Source organism: Amycolatopsis coloradensis (assembly GCF_037997115.1).
Lineage (GTDB): Bacteria > Actinomycetota > Actinomycetes > Mycobacteriales > Pseudonocardiaceae > Amycolatopsis > Amycolatopsis coloradensis_A.
In genome coordinates this window covers 8,025,846-8,043,472 of sequence record NZ_CP150484.1, presented here as the reverse complement: position 1 = coordinate 8,043,472, position 17,627 = coordinate 8,025,846, and the positions used below count along the sequence as shown (strand labels likewise).

Below are 17,627 nucleotides of genomic sequence, written 5' to 3'. Positions count from 1 at the left end.
TTCCACCCGGCATCCCTCCTCAGTCGCTGTACACTAGCGACTATTCCACACTCCCAAGTGGCGATTCCGTCACCACTCCCTGCGTTGCCGTAGGTCTTATGATTCTGGATGAACACGCGAACCGTCAATCTCGACCGGTGGCGTATTCTGGCCATTTTCGACTTCCCGCCAGTTTTGTCGCCGGATCGAGCTGGGGTAAGCGAGAGGATCGACTCATGCTTGAGATCGTAGGCTTGGACGCTGCCGCACAGACCGTATATGAGTTCCTCGTCGGCAGCCCGCCGGTCACTTTCGAGGATATCCGTGATCAGACCGGGCTCGGCGGGGAGCAGCTTCGGCGGCTGTTGGACAGGCTGGAAGCCCTCGGTCTTGTCGCCCGCACCGAGAACAGACCGCCGGCGTTCATGACACCGGCTCCCGATGCCACACTTGAAGTTCTGCTCCTCGAGCAACAGGAGCGGATCAAGCGTGCGCGGATCTATGCCGAGCAACTCTCGGCTCGCAATCTCCGCACCGCTGCCGGCTGGGAGCCCTCCGAACTGGTCGAGGTCGTCACCGGTGCGGACGCGGTCGCTCTGCGGGTCGAACAGTTTCTCCGCGGTACCAGCAATGAGATTCGCTTTATCGACAAGCATCCATACGTGGTGGCGCCCAAGGTTCTCGCTCCGGTCGAGGCACAGATGCTGGAACGGGGCGTCGTTTTCCGTGCGCTCTATGACACGGCCGGACTGGCGACACGTAGTTTGCAGACCGAGGTCGAACCTGCGATCGCGCGAGGAGAGCAGGCGAGGGTGCTTCCCGAAGCGCCGGTCAAACTGATCTTGTCGGATAACCGCCGTGCCATGCTGCCACTTCAGTCGGATCCGACAATGGTCGAGAGTGTCGTCATCGTTCATCCCTCGGCTCTGCTGGACGCGCTCGGTGCGTTATTCGAGGTGCTATGGCGATCGGCCGCTCCGCTGTCGGCAGCGGAGCGGGGGGGCATGTCCGCGGACTCGATCAGCGCCGAAGATCTCCGTCTCATCGGTTTGCTGACAGCCGGCCTTCCCGACCAGGCCATCGCGCGGCAACTCGGGTTGTCCTACCGCACGTTCCAGCGCAGACTGGTCTCCTTGATCGAATCACTGGGTGCCCGCACCCGATTTCAGGCCGGCCTTCAGGTTGCCTTCCGTGGTCTGGTTCCCAACCCGGTTGCGGACGACGGCACCCAGCGATCCACCTCTCAAGCGCCCACGGATCGCTGAAGCCCTCCGTGGTGAGGTTCAGGACCTGGCCGGCGCCACAGTGCGGAGAAAGTCGATCACCACCGGAGCGACGGTTTCCATGTCTTCGGTGTGTGGATAGTGCCCGGCCCCCGGGACCATCACGACGGTCGCCGGACCGCCGAGGCGGGTCGCGGTGTTCTGCGCCTCGACGGCGGGATCCCGGAAGTCCGGATCATGGTCACCCATCAGAACGAGCGTGGGGCAGCTGACCTGGCTGAGTGCCTTCTCCGCAGCGGCCCGGCTGCTCCTGAGCATTTCCCTGGCTGCCGCGAACCGGCCAGGCTCGGCCATGTTCTCCGCCAGCTCCTGCCGGCGCTGCTCGAAGTTGGCCGGTTTCTCGAAGCCGAAAAGTTTGGGCCAGTAGGACATCCACAAGGTCTGTCCCAGCCGGGGCAAGTTCGCCAGCCGCATCATCGCCCTCTCGGCCGCACCGAGCTGCACGTCACGGACGACGGCGCCGCTGAGAATCACCCCGGCGACCAGTTCGGGCGCCTTGCCGGCGGCGATGACGGCGGCGCCCCCGCTGAAGCCGTTTCCGAGTAGTGTCACGGTATCCGCATCATGCGCGCGGGCGACGGCGAGCAGGTCATCGGCGACGTCATCGGCCGAATAGGACTGCCAGCCGACGCTCGAATCACCGTGACCACGCAAGTCGACCGAGATCACCTTGAATCCGGCGGACGCCAGGTCGTCGGCGAGATAGGTGTAGGTACTCCTGAGATCACCGAGGCTGGGGGAGCACACCACGAGTGGCCCTTCCCCGATCACCGTGCAGGCGAGCCTTCCGTCGGGCCGTTCCACAAAACCGGTAGTGCTGCCGTTCATGAGAGCCTTTCGAAGAAGGTGCCGCCCGGCGCCCGAACCGGCAACCGGGCGGCACCATGGGGTCAACGCCTGTCGCGGATCAGCAACCGAGAGTCAGATACTGATCGAGGCGCAAGAGCTCCCCGGTCAGCTCTTCGGAGACGCATCCGCGGTCGAGGTGGATCGTCCCGACCAGCCCGCCCAGCCGTACCCCAAGGTCCACGCCGCTCGCGGAAACGGCATCCGGCCGCGGTGCCGCGGCGACGGTCGCAGGAGCCACGAAGGGGATGGCGATCGCGGCCGCGGTGATGAGCAGAACCGAGAAGATTCGACGCACGCTGGTGCCTACCTTTCTTTTTCGTTCAGGACGCAGCGATTCTTTCCAGGGTTTGTGGTAGGCCGGAAGATGCCAGGTGACTGGCTCCCTCCTGGCGGATGGCGCGAGGCCGAATGGGTGAATCCAGGAAGTTCGGCAGAGCTTCTCTTGACGGGCAAGGAAAGGTGCCGGGATAGTGTCGCGAAAGCCGCTTTGGCGAGACATGCGTAGGGAAAGTGACCGGCGCGATCATGGGGCTGATGCTTTGTTGTCTCCTCGCTCACTGCTTCTGTAGTTGGAAGAAGACGTTGTTCAAGAGCCTCTTCTTCAGCCAAGGAGTCCGATTCAATGACCGGTAGAACGTGGACCGCAGGAGTACCCTTACCGGGTCGGAAAAGGTGAACAGTTTTTCCTGGCGAAGCTGCAGTGAACGGGATCGCCGTAGGCTCGGTTCTCGGATCCGCTGGAACTCCCTGGCCGCCAGCGTGAGTTCGTCCCGGCCCTTGGGCAGTGCTTCGGACAGGAGCGGTGCGAGTGTCATGGCATCGAACAAGGCATGGCTGACCCCTTGGCCCAAGATCGGCGAGAGGGTATGCGCGGCGTCGCCGATGAGCAGCAGCCCCGGTCGGGACCACCGGGGCACGACGCTCGTGAAGATGTCCAGAACCGAGGTATCCGACCAGTTCCGGATGTTGTCTCGGACCAAGTCGGCGAGTTCGGGTGCGAGCTCGTCCAAGCGGGTGTGCAAACTCGTCAGACCGGCTCGTCGAAGGTTCCGGAGTCCGCCCTTGGGGATGTTGAAGCCGACTCGCATGAGGTCCGGATAGGTCGGGATGAACAAGCCGTGCCGGCCACCGGCGATCCGGATGTGGTACGTGTCGCTCGTCCAGTCCGCCGGGACGGGAAGCTTCAGCCACACGACATCGCGCTCGAGCGGCTCCCGGCGGTACGTGAGGCCTGACATTTCGAGTATGTTGCTGTATCGACCGTCGGCGCCGACAGTCATTCGTGCGTGGATCTCTTGCTCGCCGGCCGGACCTCGGCTGCGGATACCCACGATGGCTCCATCGGATTCCACGAGGCCGATGGCCGAGGTATTCCGCAGCAAGGTGAAGCTGGCGTGGAGGCGGGCCTCATGCTCCATGATGGCCAGCAAGGTCGGCTGCGGTACATCCAGCGGGTGTCGATGGTGATGCGGAAAGTCGTCGAAATCGACTTCCAGAAGCGTTCGCCCGTGTTCTGCGAGCTTCATCTTCCGATTCACCAACGCGCCGGCGGCCGTGATGTTCTCCAGGATCCCGAGGCGGGCCAGCAGTGATACGGCGTCGGGGGATACCGTTTCGCCTCGGAACGATCGGTTGAAATGACTGGTCTGCTCCACGACGGCGACGTCGCACCCGCGGCGAGCAAGCTCCAGGCCGAGGGCCATCCCTGCCGGTCCGCCGCCGACCACACAGACATCCACGGACAACTTATCCATTGAACCCCTTGAATAACGAGGCCGTATAACGGGCCGTACGAAAGCGAAGGAGGGAGTGCGCGATCCACAGCCTGGTCCGCAGCACGTGACCGGGTGAGCCATGGACGTCGTCGAACCGAATCGACTTGAACTTCGCGAGGTGCCGCTCGAGGAAGCGAGTGTCCGCGGAGGGGATGATTTCGTCGCGGAGGCTCACCACGGAATGGACGGGAGCCGTTACCCGGGTGAGCTCGTCGGGCCGCAGGGCAAAGGTGCCGAGACGTTCCGGGACGTCGCCTTCCGGGACCCCGAGGAGATGAGCAAGCGTTCGCTTCGTGGTTTCGGGCACCCCTGCCCACCAGGTGCGGTCCTGGAAGAAGGCCGACACCGGCGGGCCGACGGTCACCAGACCGCTCAGCCGCGGATCGTGTGCGGCGCAGCGCAACGCGAGGTGCCCGCTGAAGCTCATGGCGACCGCGTAGACCTCGCGCACCGGGGCGATCTCGTTGATCCTGTCGAGCAGGCCGGAAAGCATCTGCCAGCTGTCATGATCGTAGGTCAACGGGTTTTCCCCCACGCCGGGCATTTCCGCGGCGACGGCGGCCATGCCGAGCTTCCTTGCCGTCGGAAGTGAGGGAGCCCATTGCTCCTTGACGCTCACGATCCCGCCGATGAGCAGCAGCAGCGGGCGGGGCGCATCGGGGTCGAGGCCGGTGGCCCACACCGGCACGCGGTGCCCGGACAGTTCCAGTTCGAGCCGATCGATCCCTCCCCGGCTCGACCGCCATTGATCGAACTCGGCCACGCACCGGTGTGCGGCGCGCTCCTGCGCCGGGTTCGACGGATAGGGAAAACGCGCCAGGTTGTTCAGCTTGCAGGACTCGAGGTGACGTCCTGTTTCGGCCATCCGGTCGGCGGCGAGCGCCCATTCCCAGCACCAGGATCCCGGCCCGTCACCGTCGGTGTGGTCGATGCGTTCGAGTATTTCCCTGCACACTGCGCCGGGAAGCCCTTGCACTCGCGCGTGCAACCGGACGAGATCGCTCAGTTCGGCGAGGTACGGCATCAGGGAATCGGCCCGCCGGCGTTCCGGCTCGTGAGTGTTTCGAGCCGGTTCTTGAGACTGCCGAGGACGTCGGCCGCCGTGGCACCGTCGATGGTGCGGTGGTCGAAGGTGAGCGAGACCGGGAGGATCGGCATGACGCACATTCCTCCATCACGCACCGCCGGGCGGTCTGTGATCTTGCCCAGTCCGAAGGTCAGTGTGGTACCACCCGAGGAGAAGAACCGGGCCACCGGCCGGTGGCCCAAGGACGTGACCGCGACGGTCCCCATTCGCCGATGGCGGCTTCGCGGCCGATTGGCCCAGCCGAAGGCGACCCGTCCCACGGGCAACGGAAGCCGCTGCAAGGCACGAGCGCCGCGAAGTTCGGGGATCTCGTCGCTGGGCGTGTCCCGCAGGCGGTCCACAGTGTCCTGGATCGCGTCGATGCTCATGAGGTTGCTGTCGGGAACCACGACCGAAAGCGCCGCTCGCTGGTTGCCGATTCCCTTGTCGAGAGCCAGCTTCACATCGACGGAGCCGCGGTACACGATGCGAGGACGGAGACCGCCCGCGCAGGCGGCGTTCGCCGCGGGGTACTCGGCCACCGCGCGGCTGACGCCGTGCATCACGTAGCTCACCACGGAGTACTTGCGGTTCGCCGCATGTTTGTGCGCCAGCAGCTTCGTGGCGTCCACTTCGGTGTCGAGGTATACGGGGCTGGCCGCCCGGACGAATCGGAGGAAGTGCCAGGTATGCCGTCGTGCGGCGGGCAGGCACCGGATCGTCGTCATTTGGTCGCTCCCACCTGTGCGTGGAGGTCGGCCAGGCTGCGTGCTTCGAGAAAGCTGGTGGCGGACAGGAGCCGGCCGGTCGCGGCTTCGAACGCGGACAGCAGTTTCAGCAAGTGGAACGAATCCCACCGCGGCAACTGGTCGAAATCGGTCCGCAGATCGTCCTTGGTGAGGTACAGACCGCATTCCCTGCCCACGATCTCCAGGAATTCGTCGATACTCATTTGGCCGCCCGATCGCCGAGACGTTCGTTCAGCCGCACGATGAGCTCGATGTGAGACGGGTTCGGCGGCACCGTGCTCAGGTCGTGCACGAACCCGGTGTCGTCGTCTTCGCAGTCGGGATCGGCGATGAACCCGTTCAACGGATAGAAGTCCTTGACCGCGTCGTTCATCCCGGTCAGACGGAACGCGGCGGTGACCTTTGTGACCCCTGCCTGTGCCGCTTGGCGGAGGATCGCCCGCAGGCAGGCGGTCTCGACGTCCCGGGCCAGGACGCGGCAGGACAGGACAAAGTTGTCGATTCGAAGCTCCGGACCTCGTCGGCGCGTGAAGACCGCGCCGACCGTCCCGTATTCGCCGAAGCGGTCGGTGCAGCGGACCGCGATCACCTCGGTGTCCTGGCCCGCGATCAGGTCGAGCACGGCCGCGGTGTCCAGGCGGTCCGCCGTGAGATTGAACCTGTTGGTGCGCTGGGTCAGCTGTGCGACCCGCCCGGCGTTGCCGTGGCCGGCGTGAAACAGTTCTACCGTGGTCCCAAGGCCGGCCAGGTACTCGGCTTTCGATTCGGCCTGTTCGCGGAGCTTCACGCGTTTCCGCTCGGTCAGATAGCGCTGAACGCGGGTTCGGTCGGCCTGGGTGATCTCGTCGGTGACGAACCAGCGGTCGGCGAGAAGGCGGCGAACATGCAGCGCGGGCTCGTCGGCGTCGACCTCGATCACCGGGACACCGGGCAAGGCGCCGCGAACCATGCCACGTTCGGCCGCCGAATCGTCGACGAAGACGAGGCTGCTCACGTCAATGCCCAGCTTGTCGGCGATCTCGGCCAGGTTGCCGGGTTTGGAACCCCAGTTGATGGCCATCGCCACGATGTCGTCCGCACGTAGCACCAGGTCTGGGTTCTGTTTGAACACCTCGAGGACCTTGTCCTCGTCGTTCTTGCTGCACACGGCGACCAGCACACCCTGGGCGCTGAGCTGTTTCACGGCCGCCTGGAAGGAGCGGAAGGCTTCACCCCGGAAACCCTCGCTGACTTCGATACCGTCCGGGCCGTCGTCGGCGAGGCTTCCACCCCACAACGTGCCATCGAGATCCACAACGAGGCACTTTCCGGTGCGCCCGGTGAGCGATCGCACCACATGGCCGATTTCCCTGGCATAGGTGGAAAAGAACGCGTCCGAGAAGTGGACGTTGGCGTAGCTGCTCGCCCGGGGGTCGGCGAGGACACCGGACTCGCCGAGCAGCGGTTCGGTGTCCACGACCAGCACCCCCGGCCGGTTCGTGGAGAACCTGAGCAGATGCGCGTTGAATTCTCGCCACGCGGCACCGAGCAGCGCACGCGAACGGTGGTCGATGAGCTGAGCGGCCCAGTACCAAGGCAGCGGAACCGTGTTGAAGACCAACGTGCCGGTGTGCCTGGTTTGATACGCGTCGGTGATCTCCTCGAGCGACGTGCTCAGCTGCCGCAGCGTGTACCGGACGTCCGTCGGTGTCCAGGGAGTCCGGATCCGCCGGAATACCGCGTCGGCGTCCAGCAGGCACACCGTGACATCCGGTTCGGTCGCGAACAGCTCGTTGTGCGTTTCCCGGAGTTCGATCGCGTACTGGTCGTAACCGCCGACCTGTATGCGCGGAATGAAACCATGCCGGGCCAGCTGTGCGCTCAACGGCGACACCAGCGGCCGGATGGTGGAGCTTCCGGTGATCGCCACAGTCGCCTCGGGAAGGTCGGGATGACGTCGGATCAGGGCATCGGGGTGCACTTGGGACAGCACGGTTCCGGCGCGAAGGAGGGCGGCTTCGTCCAAACCCGCCAGCAGCCCCGGCACCGCGGTGTAGCTGTCGATGAGTTCTCCGGTGGCGTGCAGGTGGCTGAGGCGGACGTCGCCGGGTGCCGGGCACCTGCCGAGCAACTGGGTCGTGGTGGCCGTCGTCACTTTCCCTCCACGGTGAATGCGCCTTTGATCCATTTGCTGGACTCGATCGCGATCGCGACCGCACGTTCGCCAGGCCGGATTCGGTCGTAGAGCAGATCGAGCTGGAAGAACGGTGTGGCGTTACCGGTGTTGCCGGTTTCCGCGACGCAACTGATCTCCGTCGCGTGGCCAAGGGCGAGATCGGAGGTGATCCTGCTGGTCATCCGTCCTGACAATTGCGGAGGCAGCAGATAAGACGTCGACTCACGATCCCAGTCCGTCGAGGACAGGATCTCGTCGAGAGCTTCCTTGGCCAGCTGTGGTACTTGCTCCTCGATCGCCTTGTAGTCCTCTTCGAACGGCGGGTCGGGCTCGGACTGCGAACGGGCCAGATCTCCCGCACCGAACCAGCGCACGACTTGCCCGGGTGCGCGGCCGAGCCCGGTGAACCGGTTGAGCACCTGGCGCAGCACGATCGCCCCCGGCACGGCATCCGCCGTGACCACGACGGCGCCCGCACCGTCGCCGAACAGGAGGTAGTTGACGAGTTCGGAGGTGGGCAGGCCCTGCATTTCCCGGTCGGCGACGAAGTGTTTCACGCTGGCGTCGCCACCGATGACCAGTCCGAGACGGTGCTGGTCATCGAGTAGTCGTCGAGCGAGGTCCAACGCTTGCACGGCACCGGCACAGCCGGACTGGAGCTGGTACGTGGAGACGTGATTGAGGCAGAGCCGGCTGGCGATCAGGTTCACGGTCGCGGGCATCAGTGTGTCGGGAGTGGCCGTGGCCAGAATGACGAAGTCCAGTTCTTCGGGTTCAAGACCCGCTCTGGCGAGTGCCTGAGCACCGGCTTGCGCACCGAGATCCGCCAGCGTGTGCGTAGGCTTGCCGGTTTCCAGGTCGATCGCGAAGTGCCGCTTCCTGGTTCCGATGAACATTTCGATCCACTCGGCGCTGATGCCGAGTTTCTTGGCCATGACCTCGTTGTCGATCGCGTCGCCGGGCAAGGCCGTTCCGGTGGACACGATATGTGCCGCGGGCAATGGTCGTTCCTCTCTAGGAAGCGTTGTGCCGCGAGGAGATGTACGAGACAACGTCCCTCACGGTTTCGAGCTGGGGGAGTTCGGAAAGATCCATCGACCCGTCGAGGGAAAGGATCGTCGTGAGCCGGTCGCTCAACCGGATCAGGGTGAGCGAGTCATATCCGAGGTCGTCGAGCAGCCGGGCGTCCATCGCCAGGTCGGCCGTCGCGTACCCACCGACCTCCGCCAGCGCCGCGAGCGTTCGCTCGACGATAGATTCAGGGGCGGGGGCAGGGGCAGGGGCAGGGGCAGGGGCAGGGGCCGTCGTGCCACCTTCGATGTTCGCGCGCCGGGTGGTCATGACGGGCAAAGGAACGGCGTGATCGTCGAAAAGGTATGGCGGCAGCCGCCAAGGCACCTGCTGTTGTTTGGTGTACAGCCGCTGCCAGCGCGGGGTGAGCCCATCGCGATACAACGAGGCCAGTACCTGGGCGACCTCGTGGCCGGTGGCCGCCTCGCCGGGGCACGGCGTGAGGATGGCCATCTCATGGCCAGGATCGGCGCGCCGGATGAGGTCGGAGGCGACCGACGTGGGACCGATCTCGATCAGGTGGGTCGGCGTCAGTGCACGTACCGCGCCGAGTGCGGCATCGAACCGGACCGGGGCGGTGACCTGCTCGACCCAGTAGGCGGAGCCCAGCTCATCGTCTGTGACGAGACGGCCGTGCACGGTCGACGCGATCGGGACGGCCGGACGATGAGCGGTGATACCGTCGGCGGTCCTGCTGAACTCGGTCACCATCGGCCCCATCAGTGGCGAATGCAAGGCAGGCGCGCCGAGCACCGGCTTCGTGACGATGCCGGCTTCACTGAGCGTGCCGCTGAGCCGGGTGATGGCGTCGGCGTCACCTCCGATGATCAAGTCGCGAGGGCCGTTGAACGCGGCGATCGCGACATGCGGCTCGGCGTCGACGTGCGGTTGCACTTGAGCGGCCGTCGCCTCGATGGCGACCATGGCGCCGTAGTCGGTCAATTTCTGGACCGATGCGGCGAGCGCCACGACGATCTCGCAGGCGGCGGATAGCGACAGAACCCCCGCGAGGCTTGCGGCGGCGTACTCGCCGATGCCATACCCGAGCATCGCCTCCGGCCACACGCCGAGGTCCCGGAGGGTGGCGCCCAGCGCATACCCGACCGCGAACAATGCGGGCTGGGCCAGCCCGGGGTCGTGAATGGAGGCGCCGTCGGGGCACATGTCGTCAATGACCACGGAGGCTATCGACCGGCCGAAATACGGGCGCATGGCCGAGTCGACCTCATCGAACCGATCGCGGTAAGCGGGAAGGTTGTCGTACAGTGCGCGGGTCATCCGGGGGTATTGGGAACCGGGTCCGGTGAACAGGAAGATCACCTTCGGAGTGGCATACCCGCTGCCGACCGGCATTCGAGGATCGCCGATCTGCGAGCGCAGGTCGGCTTTGAGCTTCTCACGATTCCAAGCCGGCAAGGCCCACCTGTGCTTGAGGGAGGTCTTCACGAGGTTGGTGCTGTGGCAGATTTGAGGGAGACGTTCCGACGGCTCGCGATCGATCACCTCGGCGAGGGCGGCGAGGTTGCGCCGCAGCGCCTTGAGAGTGCCGGCCGAGACGGTCAGCACCCCCGCACCACCTCGTTCCGGCCGGCGGTCCGCGACCGGGGGAGTCGCCAATACCAGGTGAGAATTGGTACCGCCCAAGCCGAAACTGCTCACCGCGCCGCGAACCGTGCCCTCGGCGGGCAACCGCATCGGCAGCCGGGCCAGCCACAGGCCGTGCTGATCCAAGCGCAGATCGGCGTTCTCGTCGTCGCTGTGCCTGCTTGGCGGCAGTATTCGACGATCCAAGGCGAGGCAAGTCTTGATCAACCCCGCGATGCCGGCCGCTCCTTCCGTATGTCCTATGTTCCCCTTCACGGAACCGAGCGCACAAGGTTGTTCCCGTTCACCCGCGTGCACAGCGCCGAGAGCCTGGACTTCGATCATGTCGCCGAGCGTGGTGCCTGTTCCGTGTGCCTCGACGAAACTGACTTCGCCGGGCCTTACTCCGGCGCGGGCGTACGCGTTACCGATGACCTGTTGCTGTGACCACCGGTTCGGTGCCGTCACGCCATTGCTTCGGCCGTCGTGACTGACCGCGGACCCTTCGATGACCGCGTAGATGGGCTGCTTGTGGGCGATCGCGTCACTCAGCCGCCGCAGCACGACCACGCCTACCCCCTCGCCCCGGCCGATCCCATCGGCGTGAGCGCTGAACGGCTTGCACTCCCCGTCCGCCGCGGACAGACCCGCCTGCGTGTAGAAGATCGAAAGCGCGGGAGTCAGGATGATGTTGACGCCGGCCGCGATCGCGAGGTCGCAGTCGCCGGCGGACAACGCGGCGATAGCGAGGTGTACGGCCACGAGGGACGACGAGCAGGCCGTGTCCACCGCCACGCTCGGCCCCTTGAGATCTAGGTGGTAGGAAATACGGTTCGCCGCCATGTGGTAGCCGTTGCCCGTGCCCCGTTGCGGGGTTATCTCCGCGTAGTCGGCCATGTGCAGCATGGCCCATTCACTGGACATGATTCCGACGTGGACACTCGTCCGGCTGCCTGCCAACGACGCCGGGTCGATGGCGGCGTCCTCGATCGCACGCCAGCTCGTCTGGAGCAGGAGACGCTGCTGAGGGTCCATTTCGCGCGCGTCATGCGGTGAGATACCGAAGAACTCGTGATCGAAGGACGCCGGGTCGCTGAGAAAGCCTGCCATCGTGGTGTTCATGGTTCCCGGTTTACCTTCGGCCGAATAGAACGCCTCAGCGTCCCATCGGTCGGAGGGAATCCTGGTGATTCCATGATCACCTTTGAGCAGCATATCCCAGAATGCGTTCTTGTCAGGCGCTCCAGGGAATCGGCAATCGATTCCGACCACGGCCACGGGACTGATCGGTCCTGCTCCCCATGTCATCGCGGCGCCGCCAGCTGAGTGCGCAGGTACTCGGACATCGCGGTCACGGTCGGGTAGTCCCACGCCAGTGTCGGTTCGACCGGTACGCCGAAGTGGTCTTCGATTTCTCCGCACAAGGTGAGCGCGTAGACGGAAGTGAGTCCGTACTCGGCGAGCGGACGGGTTATGTCGATACGGTCCGGCTCCATCGCGAGATAGCTCGCGACCTTCTGGATGAGCCACCTGGCTATTTCGTTTGCGGGCATGATCTTGTCCTTGTCGTGGGGGAGGGCGGTTCGCCACTCAACGAGGCAGCGTTCGGCGGACGGGGTCTTCGTCGAGGCAGAAGCTGGTCTCTTCGGCCGCGCGGGTGAGCAGCTCGCTGAACAGCTCGTCGTCCAGTTCACTCGCGCCGGGTGGGGTTCCGGGCATGAGCCGACTGAGCAGCCGTCGCAGAGCGACCCGGATCCAAGCCGAGCCGGCCAGTACACGCCGATCTCTGTTGTGCCGCCAGATGCCCAGGCATGCGGTCGCTGCCAGCAAGATCGCATAGCGTTCCGACAGAGTCCCGCCGTCCGTATGGTTCGCCGGGTCCAGCTGCCAAACGTGTGCTCTGCTGACGTGGGTCGCGAGGTGGTCCAACTCGGTGAGCAGGAGGGTGGCGATGGTCGAGAGGTCCGTGGTCGTCCTCGTCTCACCGCGCAACTCGTCCAGCCAGGGCTCAAGGCAGGCGAGCAGGGGATCGCCCTGCGCGCGCGTCGGATGCGGGTTGTGCTCGAGCGGGGGCAGCGTCGTGTCCGGAGTGAAGATGGACATCGATTCGGTCGAACTCGAGGGATGGCGCTGCGCGTGGGCAAAGGCGGGCAGGTGCGCCGCGATGGTGATCTCATAGGGCGTGTGGTCCGGGTAGACCAAGCTCAGGGATGGAAGATCACGGAAATGTTTGCCGAAGATCGCATGTTCCCCCTCGCGAAGGTAATACCTCGCGCCGAGGACCACTGACAGCTCGTTCATCGCGTTTTCGATCAATAGCGGAACCAGATACCGAGTAGCCGCCGCGTAGGCCCGGGAATGGCCCGGTAGTAGATGCAGGGCCCGGGCCGCCGTAGTGACGAGGCAATCGGCGACCAGCAAATCGGCGAACGCGCCGGCGATGGTCGCTTTGGCATGGGGCATGTCGCTGACGGCCCGGCCGTAGAGCCGGCGGTGAAGCGCGAAACGCAACACGGTGAAAAGACTGGCGTCGAGCATGCCAAGAGACAGTCCCGTGGTCAGGCAGCCGCCGATCTCGGAAGCGCGACACGAGAGACTGGCGCCGGTGCCAGACCAGCCGATGAGGCTGTCCCGCGGGACGGGGCACATGCTGAACTCCAGTCCACCGAGATGACAATCTCGCAGCCCGAGGGTGCGGACCCTGGGTGATCTCCGTCGGCTCTCGTCGGGCAGTGCCGTCAAGTCGACGAGCAGGAGCGACCTCGAGCGCTGATTCTGGGTGTAGGCCGTTCGCGCGATGACGACAGCGCTGTCGGCACGGTCGGAATTGAAGACGAGACCGGCGTGTCCGTCGAGGACGTACCGGTCGCCTCGCTCACGAGCCGTGAGCTCTAGCGCGGCCGGGTCCGGGTACATTCCCGGTGACCCATGGGCCAGGCAGACCTTGCTCCCGCCCAAGATCCTCTCGGCAAGGGCATTCTGCTGCTGGGCGTTGTCCGTCGCGAGCCATACGTTGAGAGACGCCAGCAGTGTCGGCACCCCGTAGCCGATGCCCAGGGCGGCGTCGCGCCGGAACACCGGTCGCAAACGTCTGATGAACTCGTCCGCGGTGCCCAGCCTGCCACCCAGCCGCGGTGGCACGAACTCGGCATTGAGGGACAAGCAATCGAGGAGTTCCTCGCCGGCTTCGAAGACCTCGCCTCGTTCGTCCGCTTCGATGATGGCATTGTGTCCGAGCGGGTTTCCGGGCAGATACGGATCTCCGAACTCGGTCTCGAGATCCACTGTCATGACAGCTTGCCGTAACTGTTCGGGGTCCCCGCGGTCGTCGCCTCGGCGAGCTGAAAACCGAAGAGCGACGGAAGTCGCTCGTCCTTCACCTGGTCGGCCAAGACGTCGAAGAGCACGTCGAACGGCGGGGTGGCGACGGCGCCGTGCCGGTCGCCGGTCGTGGCCAGGATCCGGTATAGCACGGCATGAAGCCAGACACCGTTGCGCCACAGCAGATCTTCGGCCTGCCTCGGACGTCCCGTGGGGCGCCGTACCGGTACTTCTCGATGGTTTCGCAACCACAGTTCGATCGCTACCGCGCCGGCGAAAAAGAGGGCGGAACGCTTGGCGACAGCGAAGAGGCGGTTCGAGATGTCCGTTCCGGACAAAGGTTCCTCGGAGATGTCCATCCACAGTTCGTCCAGTGCCTCGCCGAGCCGTTTTGCCGTTGTGGCGAGTGGTATGAGCAGTGGGTTGTCGTTCGCGAGCGCGGCGACCTTCGAAATCGACGATTCCGCGGCGAGCAGAAAGCTCGCTCCGTTTCGCGGTATCAGAGCCAGCCTGTCGAGTTTGGCTGGTGGTGTCGGCCGGGACAGCTCGCAGCATGCCGCGAGCCCTTCGTGATCCGGAGCGAGCCGTTTGTCGCGCGCCCGGGAAAGGAGTGGGAACATGCTGATCAGCGAATGCAGGTTGACCACGGTGTTGCCGTCGAAGAGTGAGACGACGCGATGGTCGCGTTCGACCTTGCCGAGGCTGCCCCGGCGCTGGTTGTCCTGGTGAAGCGCGGCCGGTCCCATGAAGTGCCGCAGGCGCGCGATCGCCGCCTCCGTGCGGGTGGGGACGAGGTACTTCGTGACGGCGGCGATCACAGCGAGTTCGGAGGTGAGCGCGTGGACGGAGCGAACGGCCACCACGGAAAGCGCTTCCGCCAGCAGATGATCCGCGTACGCGAGTGCTATGGTCCTCCTCGCTCGCCGGAGATCGATGACGGGGCGGCCATCCCGGCTACTGTTCTCCAAGAAGTCGATGGCGATCCGGAGCGCGTGATCGCTGCTGCCGAGGGACAGTGCGGAACACAACGTCCGGGTGACCTGTAGCCCCTTGAGGACGTTCTCCAGCCCCGAACCCTCGGTGCCGATCAGCGCATCCGCCGGAACCTCGGCGTCACAGAACACGATTCCACTGACATCAGCGCACCGATTGCCCAGCGTGCGAACTTTCGGCAGACATCGGTAGCTGCCGGGCAGCGTGGATTTGTCGACGAGGAAGAGGCTGAACCCTCGCGGCCCACCCAGAGAATCGGTCCGCGCCAGTACGCACATCACGCCACACCTGGTCGCGTTGTTGATCGGCCACTTCTCACCCCGCAACCGGTATGAGGAACCCGACTTCTCCGCGACCAGTTCGCCGCCGGCCAGGTCGCTCCCGTGATCCCGCTCGGTGAGGCCCCAGGACACCGGGACGCCGGCGGTGATCATGCGGCCGAGGGAAGTCGATTGGGATCGGTTCCCGGCAATCCAGACGCAAACGGCACCGAGGTAGGTCTTGGCGTGCGCGACGGCGACTCCCATGTCCCGCCTCGCCAGCATCCGCACCAAATGCGCGGTGGTTTCATAGCTGGTGAGCAGGCCGCCGTGGTGCGCGGGAACGTAGTACCGGCCCAGACCGAGTTCGTCCAAGTACCGGCAGACACCATGCGGGAATTCGCCGGCGTGGTCAAGCGCGGCAAGCTGGGCATAGCCGAATTCCTGACCCTGGTCCTCAGGGTTTCCGAGGACCGGCTCCAAACGCTGTATGGGCTCCCAAGGCCGGTATTTCATCGACCCACCTTCGAGTCGGCGAAGGTCACGGTGGTCGAGGACGTCTGATGGGGCTTCAGCTGCCCGGAGAGGAACTTCTCCCGCATCAGCCGTCGTTGCACCTTGCCACTGGTCGTCTTCGCGATCGCTCCGGAGCGCACTATGACCACGTGGGCCAACTGGACGTCCAGGTCGGCTCGTACCTTGCGCCGCACCAGCGCGGCGAGTTCGTCGGCACTGGCCTCCCGCAACCGCGCCGCGCTCACTTCGTGCACGAGAACCACTTGGTCCCAGCGCTCGCCGATGGCGAAGGCGGCAGCCCTTCCCCTGCCCAGCGCGGGATGGGCCAGGTGGGCTGTTCGCTCGATGTCCCACGGGTAGAGGTTGCGGCCGTTGACGATCAGCAGCTCCTTGAGCCTGCCGGTCACATAGAGTTCGCCGCCGTCCAGCACGCCGAGGTCTCCGGTACGGAGGAAGGGATAGTCACCGTCGGCGGCCGTCGCACGGAACGTCTGCACACTCTCCATCGGCTGGTTCCAGTATCCCGCCGCCACACTGCCGCCGCGCACCCAGATCTCACCCACTTGGCCGTCCGGTAAGGGCCTCCGCGTCAGCGGGTCGACGATTCGGACCGTGACCCCCGATGGCGTTCCGCAGCTCACCAGAACACTGCTGTTCGCCGCCGAATCCGCGTCCTTCAGTTCGTTTCGTTCCAGCGCCTGGGCGTCCACCGCGCGGGTCACCATTCCCCGGCTCTTGGTACCTGTGACGAAGAGAGTCGACTCGGCGAGCCCGTAGCACGGAAGGATCGCGCGTTCATCCAGTCCGGCGGGCCGGAACCGCTCGATGAAGGCCTTCAGTGAGTCGTGCCGCACGGGCTCGGACCCGTTGCAGAGCACACGCAGTGAAGACAGATCCAGTTCGGCGAGTTGTTCGTCGGTGACCCTGTCCGTAGCCAGCCTGAAGGCGAAGTCCGGTGCGACACTCACGGTGGCGCGGTAGCGGCTGACCGCCCACAACCACCGGTGTGGGCGCATCAGGAACGTCATCGGGGACATGAAGTGCGTAGTTCCACCCAAGTAGAGCGGATGCAGCAGCTGCCCGATCAAACCCATGTCGTGGAAGTGCGGAAGCCAGCCCACCAGCGAGATATCCCGGCCCGTGCCCAGTGCCTGCCGGATGAGGTGCTGGTTGCTCATCAGGTTCCCCTGAGTGACCACGACTCCCTTGGGCCGATCGGTCGAGCCCGACGTGTACTGGAGGAAGGCGGTCGTCTGCCAGCTCAGTTTGACGGGGAACCAGGCGCGCGGCGAGGCCGCGGGAAGCAAGTCCGTCGCGGCGTGACGCATCCGGCGGGGCAGGACGTGGTGATCAAGCCAGTCGCGAATGGTCGCCGCGTGGCTGCTTTCGGTGAGAATCACGCTCGCTTGAGCATCGTGCGCGAGGGCCCGGGAACGAGCAGCGCCATTCCCGCCTGATGCGGTAAGCGGCGCGGGTACCGCGATGACGCCGGCGTAGAGGCATCCCAGAAAGCCGACAACGAACTCTGGCCCAGGCGGGAACAGCAGGATCGCTCGCTCACCCGGCTCGGTGTTCTCCCGCAGCCAGATCGCGACACGCCTGGCCCTCGAATCGAGATCGCGATATGTCACGCTCTCTTCGGTCATGCCGGTCCCTGACTCACGGAGAAAGACGAGCGCACGCTTGTCGGCGTTTTCGGCAACTCGGTTGCGGAACAAAGTGACAAAATCGAGTCCGTCGCTCAACAGGAGACCTTTCCATCATTGCGTGGTATTTCGCGCCCGGTTCGGGTGCCGTAGAGCACAGACTGTGGCTTCGGGCCGTCACAGTCTGCTGTCCGCCGCAGAATCGAAAAAGAGGCCATCCCAGCGGCCCCTGGTCACGGATGGCGACGTGGAGTTATAAGGGGCAGGGCAAAGGGGTGCCGGGCCTCGGAGGACGCCTGTGGCCGTGTTTGCCGGGGCGTGATGGTGACCTGTTCACGCCTTACCACCAATAGTGGGGGCTCGGGCCAGAAACTGGCCCA

Annotated in this window: 14 protein-coding genes; 1 reads left to right on the top strand and 13 read right to left on the bottom strand. The window is 65.1% G+C overall.

Features of this window, described 5'->3' with window-relative positions:
• Nucleotides 1–215 precede the first annotated feature (215 nt).
• Nucleotides 216–1,244, top strand: a complete 1,029-nt coding sequence (locus LCL61_RS37575; protein WP_340684137.1) for a MarR family transcriptional regulator — start codon at nucleotides 216–218, stop codon at nucleotides 1,242–1,244.
• 18 nt (nucleotides 1,245–1,262) lie between these two features.
• On the opposite strand, the gene LCL61_RS37570 is transcribed toward LCL61_RS37575, so the two are convergent.
• The 13 genes from LCL61_RS37570 to LCL61_RS37510 form a co-directional block, all read right to left on the bottom strand.
• Nucleotides 1,263–2,090, bottom strand: a complete 828-nt coding sequence (locus LCL61_RS37570) for an alpha/beta hydrolase (protein ID WP_340684136.1) — start codon at nucleotides 2,088–2,090, stop codon at nucleotides 1,263–1,265.
• Between the two features lie 79 nt (nucleotides 2,091–2,169).
• Nucleotides 2,170–2,406, bottom strand: coding sequence for a hypothetical protein (locus LCL61_RS37565; protein WP_340684135.1), 237 nt, complete (start codon nucleotides 2,404–2,406; stop codon nucleotides 2,170–2,172).
• 259 nt (nucleotides 2,407–2,665) lie between these two features.
• Complete coding sequence (locus LCL61_RS37560) at nucleotides 2,666–3,865, bottom strand: FAD-dependent oxidoreductase (protein ID WP_340684134.1); 1,200 nt, start codon at nucleotides 3,863–3,865, stop codon at nucleotides 2,666–2,668.
• Nucleotides 3,858–4,910: an alpha/beta fold hydrolase gene (locus LCL61_RS37555; RefSeq protein ID WP_340684133.1), complete on the bottom strand. Its 1,053-nt coding sequence runs from the start codon at nucleotides 4,908–4,910 to the stop codon at nucleotides 3,858–3,860. Before LCL61_RS37555 ends, LCL61_RS37560 begins: the two co-directional genes overlap by 8 nt.
• The gene (locus LCL61_RS37550) at nucleotides 4,910–5,680 is read right to left on the bottom strand and encodes a 2-oxo acid dehydrogenase subunit E2 (protein ID WP_340684132.1); all 771 of its coding nucleotides are present in this window, start codon (nucleotides 5,678–5,680) and stop codon (nucleotides 4,910–4,912) included. The genes LCL61_RS37555 and LCL61_RS37550 overlap by 1 nt, the downstream gene beginning before the upstream one ends.
• On the bottom strand, nucleotides 5,677–5,904 hold the full coding sequence (locus LCL61_RS37545) for a hypothetical protein (RefSeq protein ID WP_340684131.1): 228 nt from the start codon (nucleotides 5,902–5,904) through the stop codon (nucleotides 5,677–5,679). Before LCL61_RS37545 ends, LCL61_RS37550 begins: the two co-directional genes overlap by 4 nt.
• A complete protein-coding gene (locus tag LCL61_RS37540) occupies nucleotides 5,901–7,835 on the bottom strand; it encodes an HAD-IIIC family phosphatase (protein WP_340684130.1) in 1,935 nt (644 codons plus the stop codon). Before LCL61_RS37540 ends, LCL61_RS37545 begins: the two co-directional genes overlap by 4 nt.
• The gene (locus LCL61_RS37535; RefSeq protein ID WP_340684129.1) at nucleotides 7,832–8,908 is read right to left on the bottom strand and encodes a 3-oxoacyl-ACP synthase III family protein; all 1,077 of its coding nucleotides are present in this window, start codon (nucleotides 8,906–8,908) and stop codon (nucleotides 7,832–7,834) included. The genes LCL61_RS37540 and LCL61_RS37535 overlap by 4 nt, the downstream gene beginning before the upstream one ends.
• Complete coding sequence (locus LCL61_RS37530; RefSeq protein WP_340684128.1) at nucleotides 8,871–11,819, bottom strand: type I polyketide synthase; 2,949 nt, start codon at nucleotides 11,817–11,819, stop codon at nucleotides 8,871–8,873. The genes LCL61_RS37535 and LCL61_RS37530 overlap by 38 nt, the downstream gene beginning before the upstream one ends.
• Nucleotides 11,816–12,064, bottom strand: coding sequence for an acyl carrier protein (locus tag LCL61_RS37525; RefSeq protein ID WP_340684127.1), 249 nt, complete (start codon nucleotides 12,062–12,064; stop codon nucleotides 11,816–11,818). The genes LCL61_RS37530 and LCL61_RS37525 overlap by 4 nt, the downstream gene beginning before the upstream one ends.
• 37 nt (nucleotides 12,065–12,101) lie before the next feature.
• Entirely contained in the window at nucleotides 12,102–13,796 is a 1,695-nt protein-coding gene (locus LCL61_RS37520; RefSeq protein WP_340684126.1) for an acyl-CoA dehydrogenase, read from the bottom strand.
• Between the two features lie 2 nt (nucleotides 13,797–13,798).
• Nucleotides 13,799–15,601, bottom strand: a complete 1,803-nt coding sequence (locus tag LCL61_RS37515; protein ID WP_340684125.1) for an acyl-CoA dehydrogenase family protein — start codon at nucleotides 15,599–15,601, stop codon at nucleotides 13,799–13,801.
• Nucleotides 15,598–17,319 (bottom strand): fatty acyl-AMP ligase, encoded by a 1,722-nt coding sequence (locus LCL61_RS37510; protein ID WP_340688776.1) that lies wholly within the window; start codon nucleotides 17,317–17,319, stop codon nucleotides 15,598–15,600. Before LCL61_RS37510 ends, LCL61_RS37515 begins: the two co-directional genes overlap by 4 nt.
• Between the last annotated feature and the right edge of the window lie 308 nt (nucleotides 17,320–17,627).

Excerpts from the sequence above, each read along its gene's own strand:
- LCL61_RS37525 (WP_340684127.1), bottom strand. The coding sequence starts at position 12,064 with ATGCCCGCAAACGAAATAGCCAGGTGGCTCATCCAGAAGGTCGCGAGC.
- LCL61_RS37530 (WP_340684128.1), bottom strand. The coding sequence starts at position 11,819 with ATGACATGGGGAGCAGGACCGATCAGTCCCGTGGCCGTGGTCGGAATC.
- LCL61_RS37550 (WP_340684132.1), bottom strand. The coding sequence starts at position 5,680 with ATGACGACGATCCGGTGCCTGCCCGCCGCACGACGGCATACCTGGCAC.
- LCL61_RS37560 (WP_340684134.1), bottom strand. The coding sequence starts at position 3,865 with ATGGATAAGTTGTCCGTGGATGTCTGTGTGGTCGGCGGCGGACCGGCA.
- LCL61_RS37545 (WP_340684131.1), bottom strand. The coding sequence starts at position 5,904 with ATGAGTATCGACGAATTCCTGGAGATCGTGGGCAGGGAATGCGGTCTG.
- LCL61_RS37515 (WP_340684125.1), bottom strand. The coding sequence starts at position 15,601 with ATGAAATACCGGCCTTGGGAGCCCATACAGCGTTTGGAGCCGGTCCTC.
- LCL61_RS37575 (WP_340684137.1), top strand. The coding sequence starts at position 216 with ATGCTTGAGATCGTAGGCTTGGACGCTGCCGCACAGACCGTATATGAG.
- LCL61_RS37570 (WP_340684136.1), bottom strand. The coding sequence starts at position 2,090 with ATGAACGGCAGCACTACCGGTTTTGTGGAACGGCCCGACGGAAGGCTC.
- LCL61_RS37555 (WP_340684133.1), bottom strand. The coding sequence starts at position 4,910 with ATGCCGTACCTCGCCGAACTGAGCGATCTCGTCCGGTTGCACGCGCGA.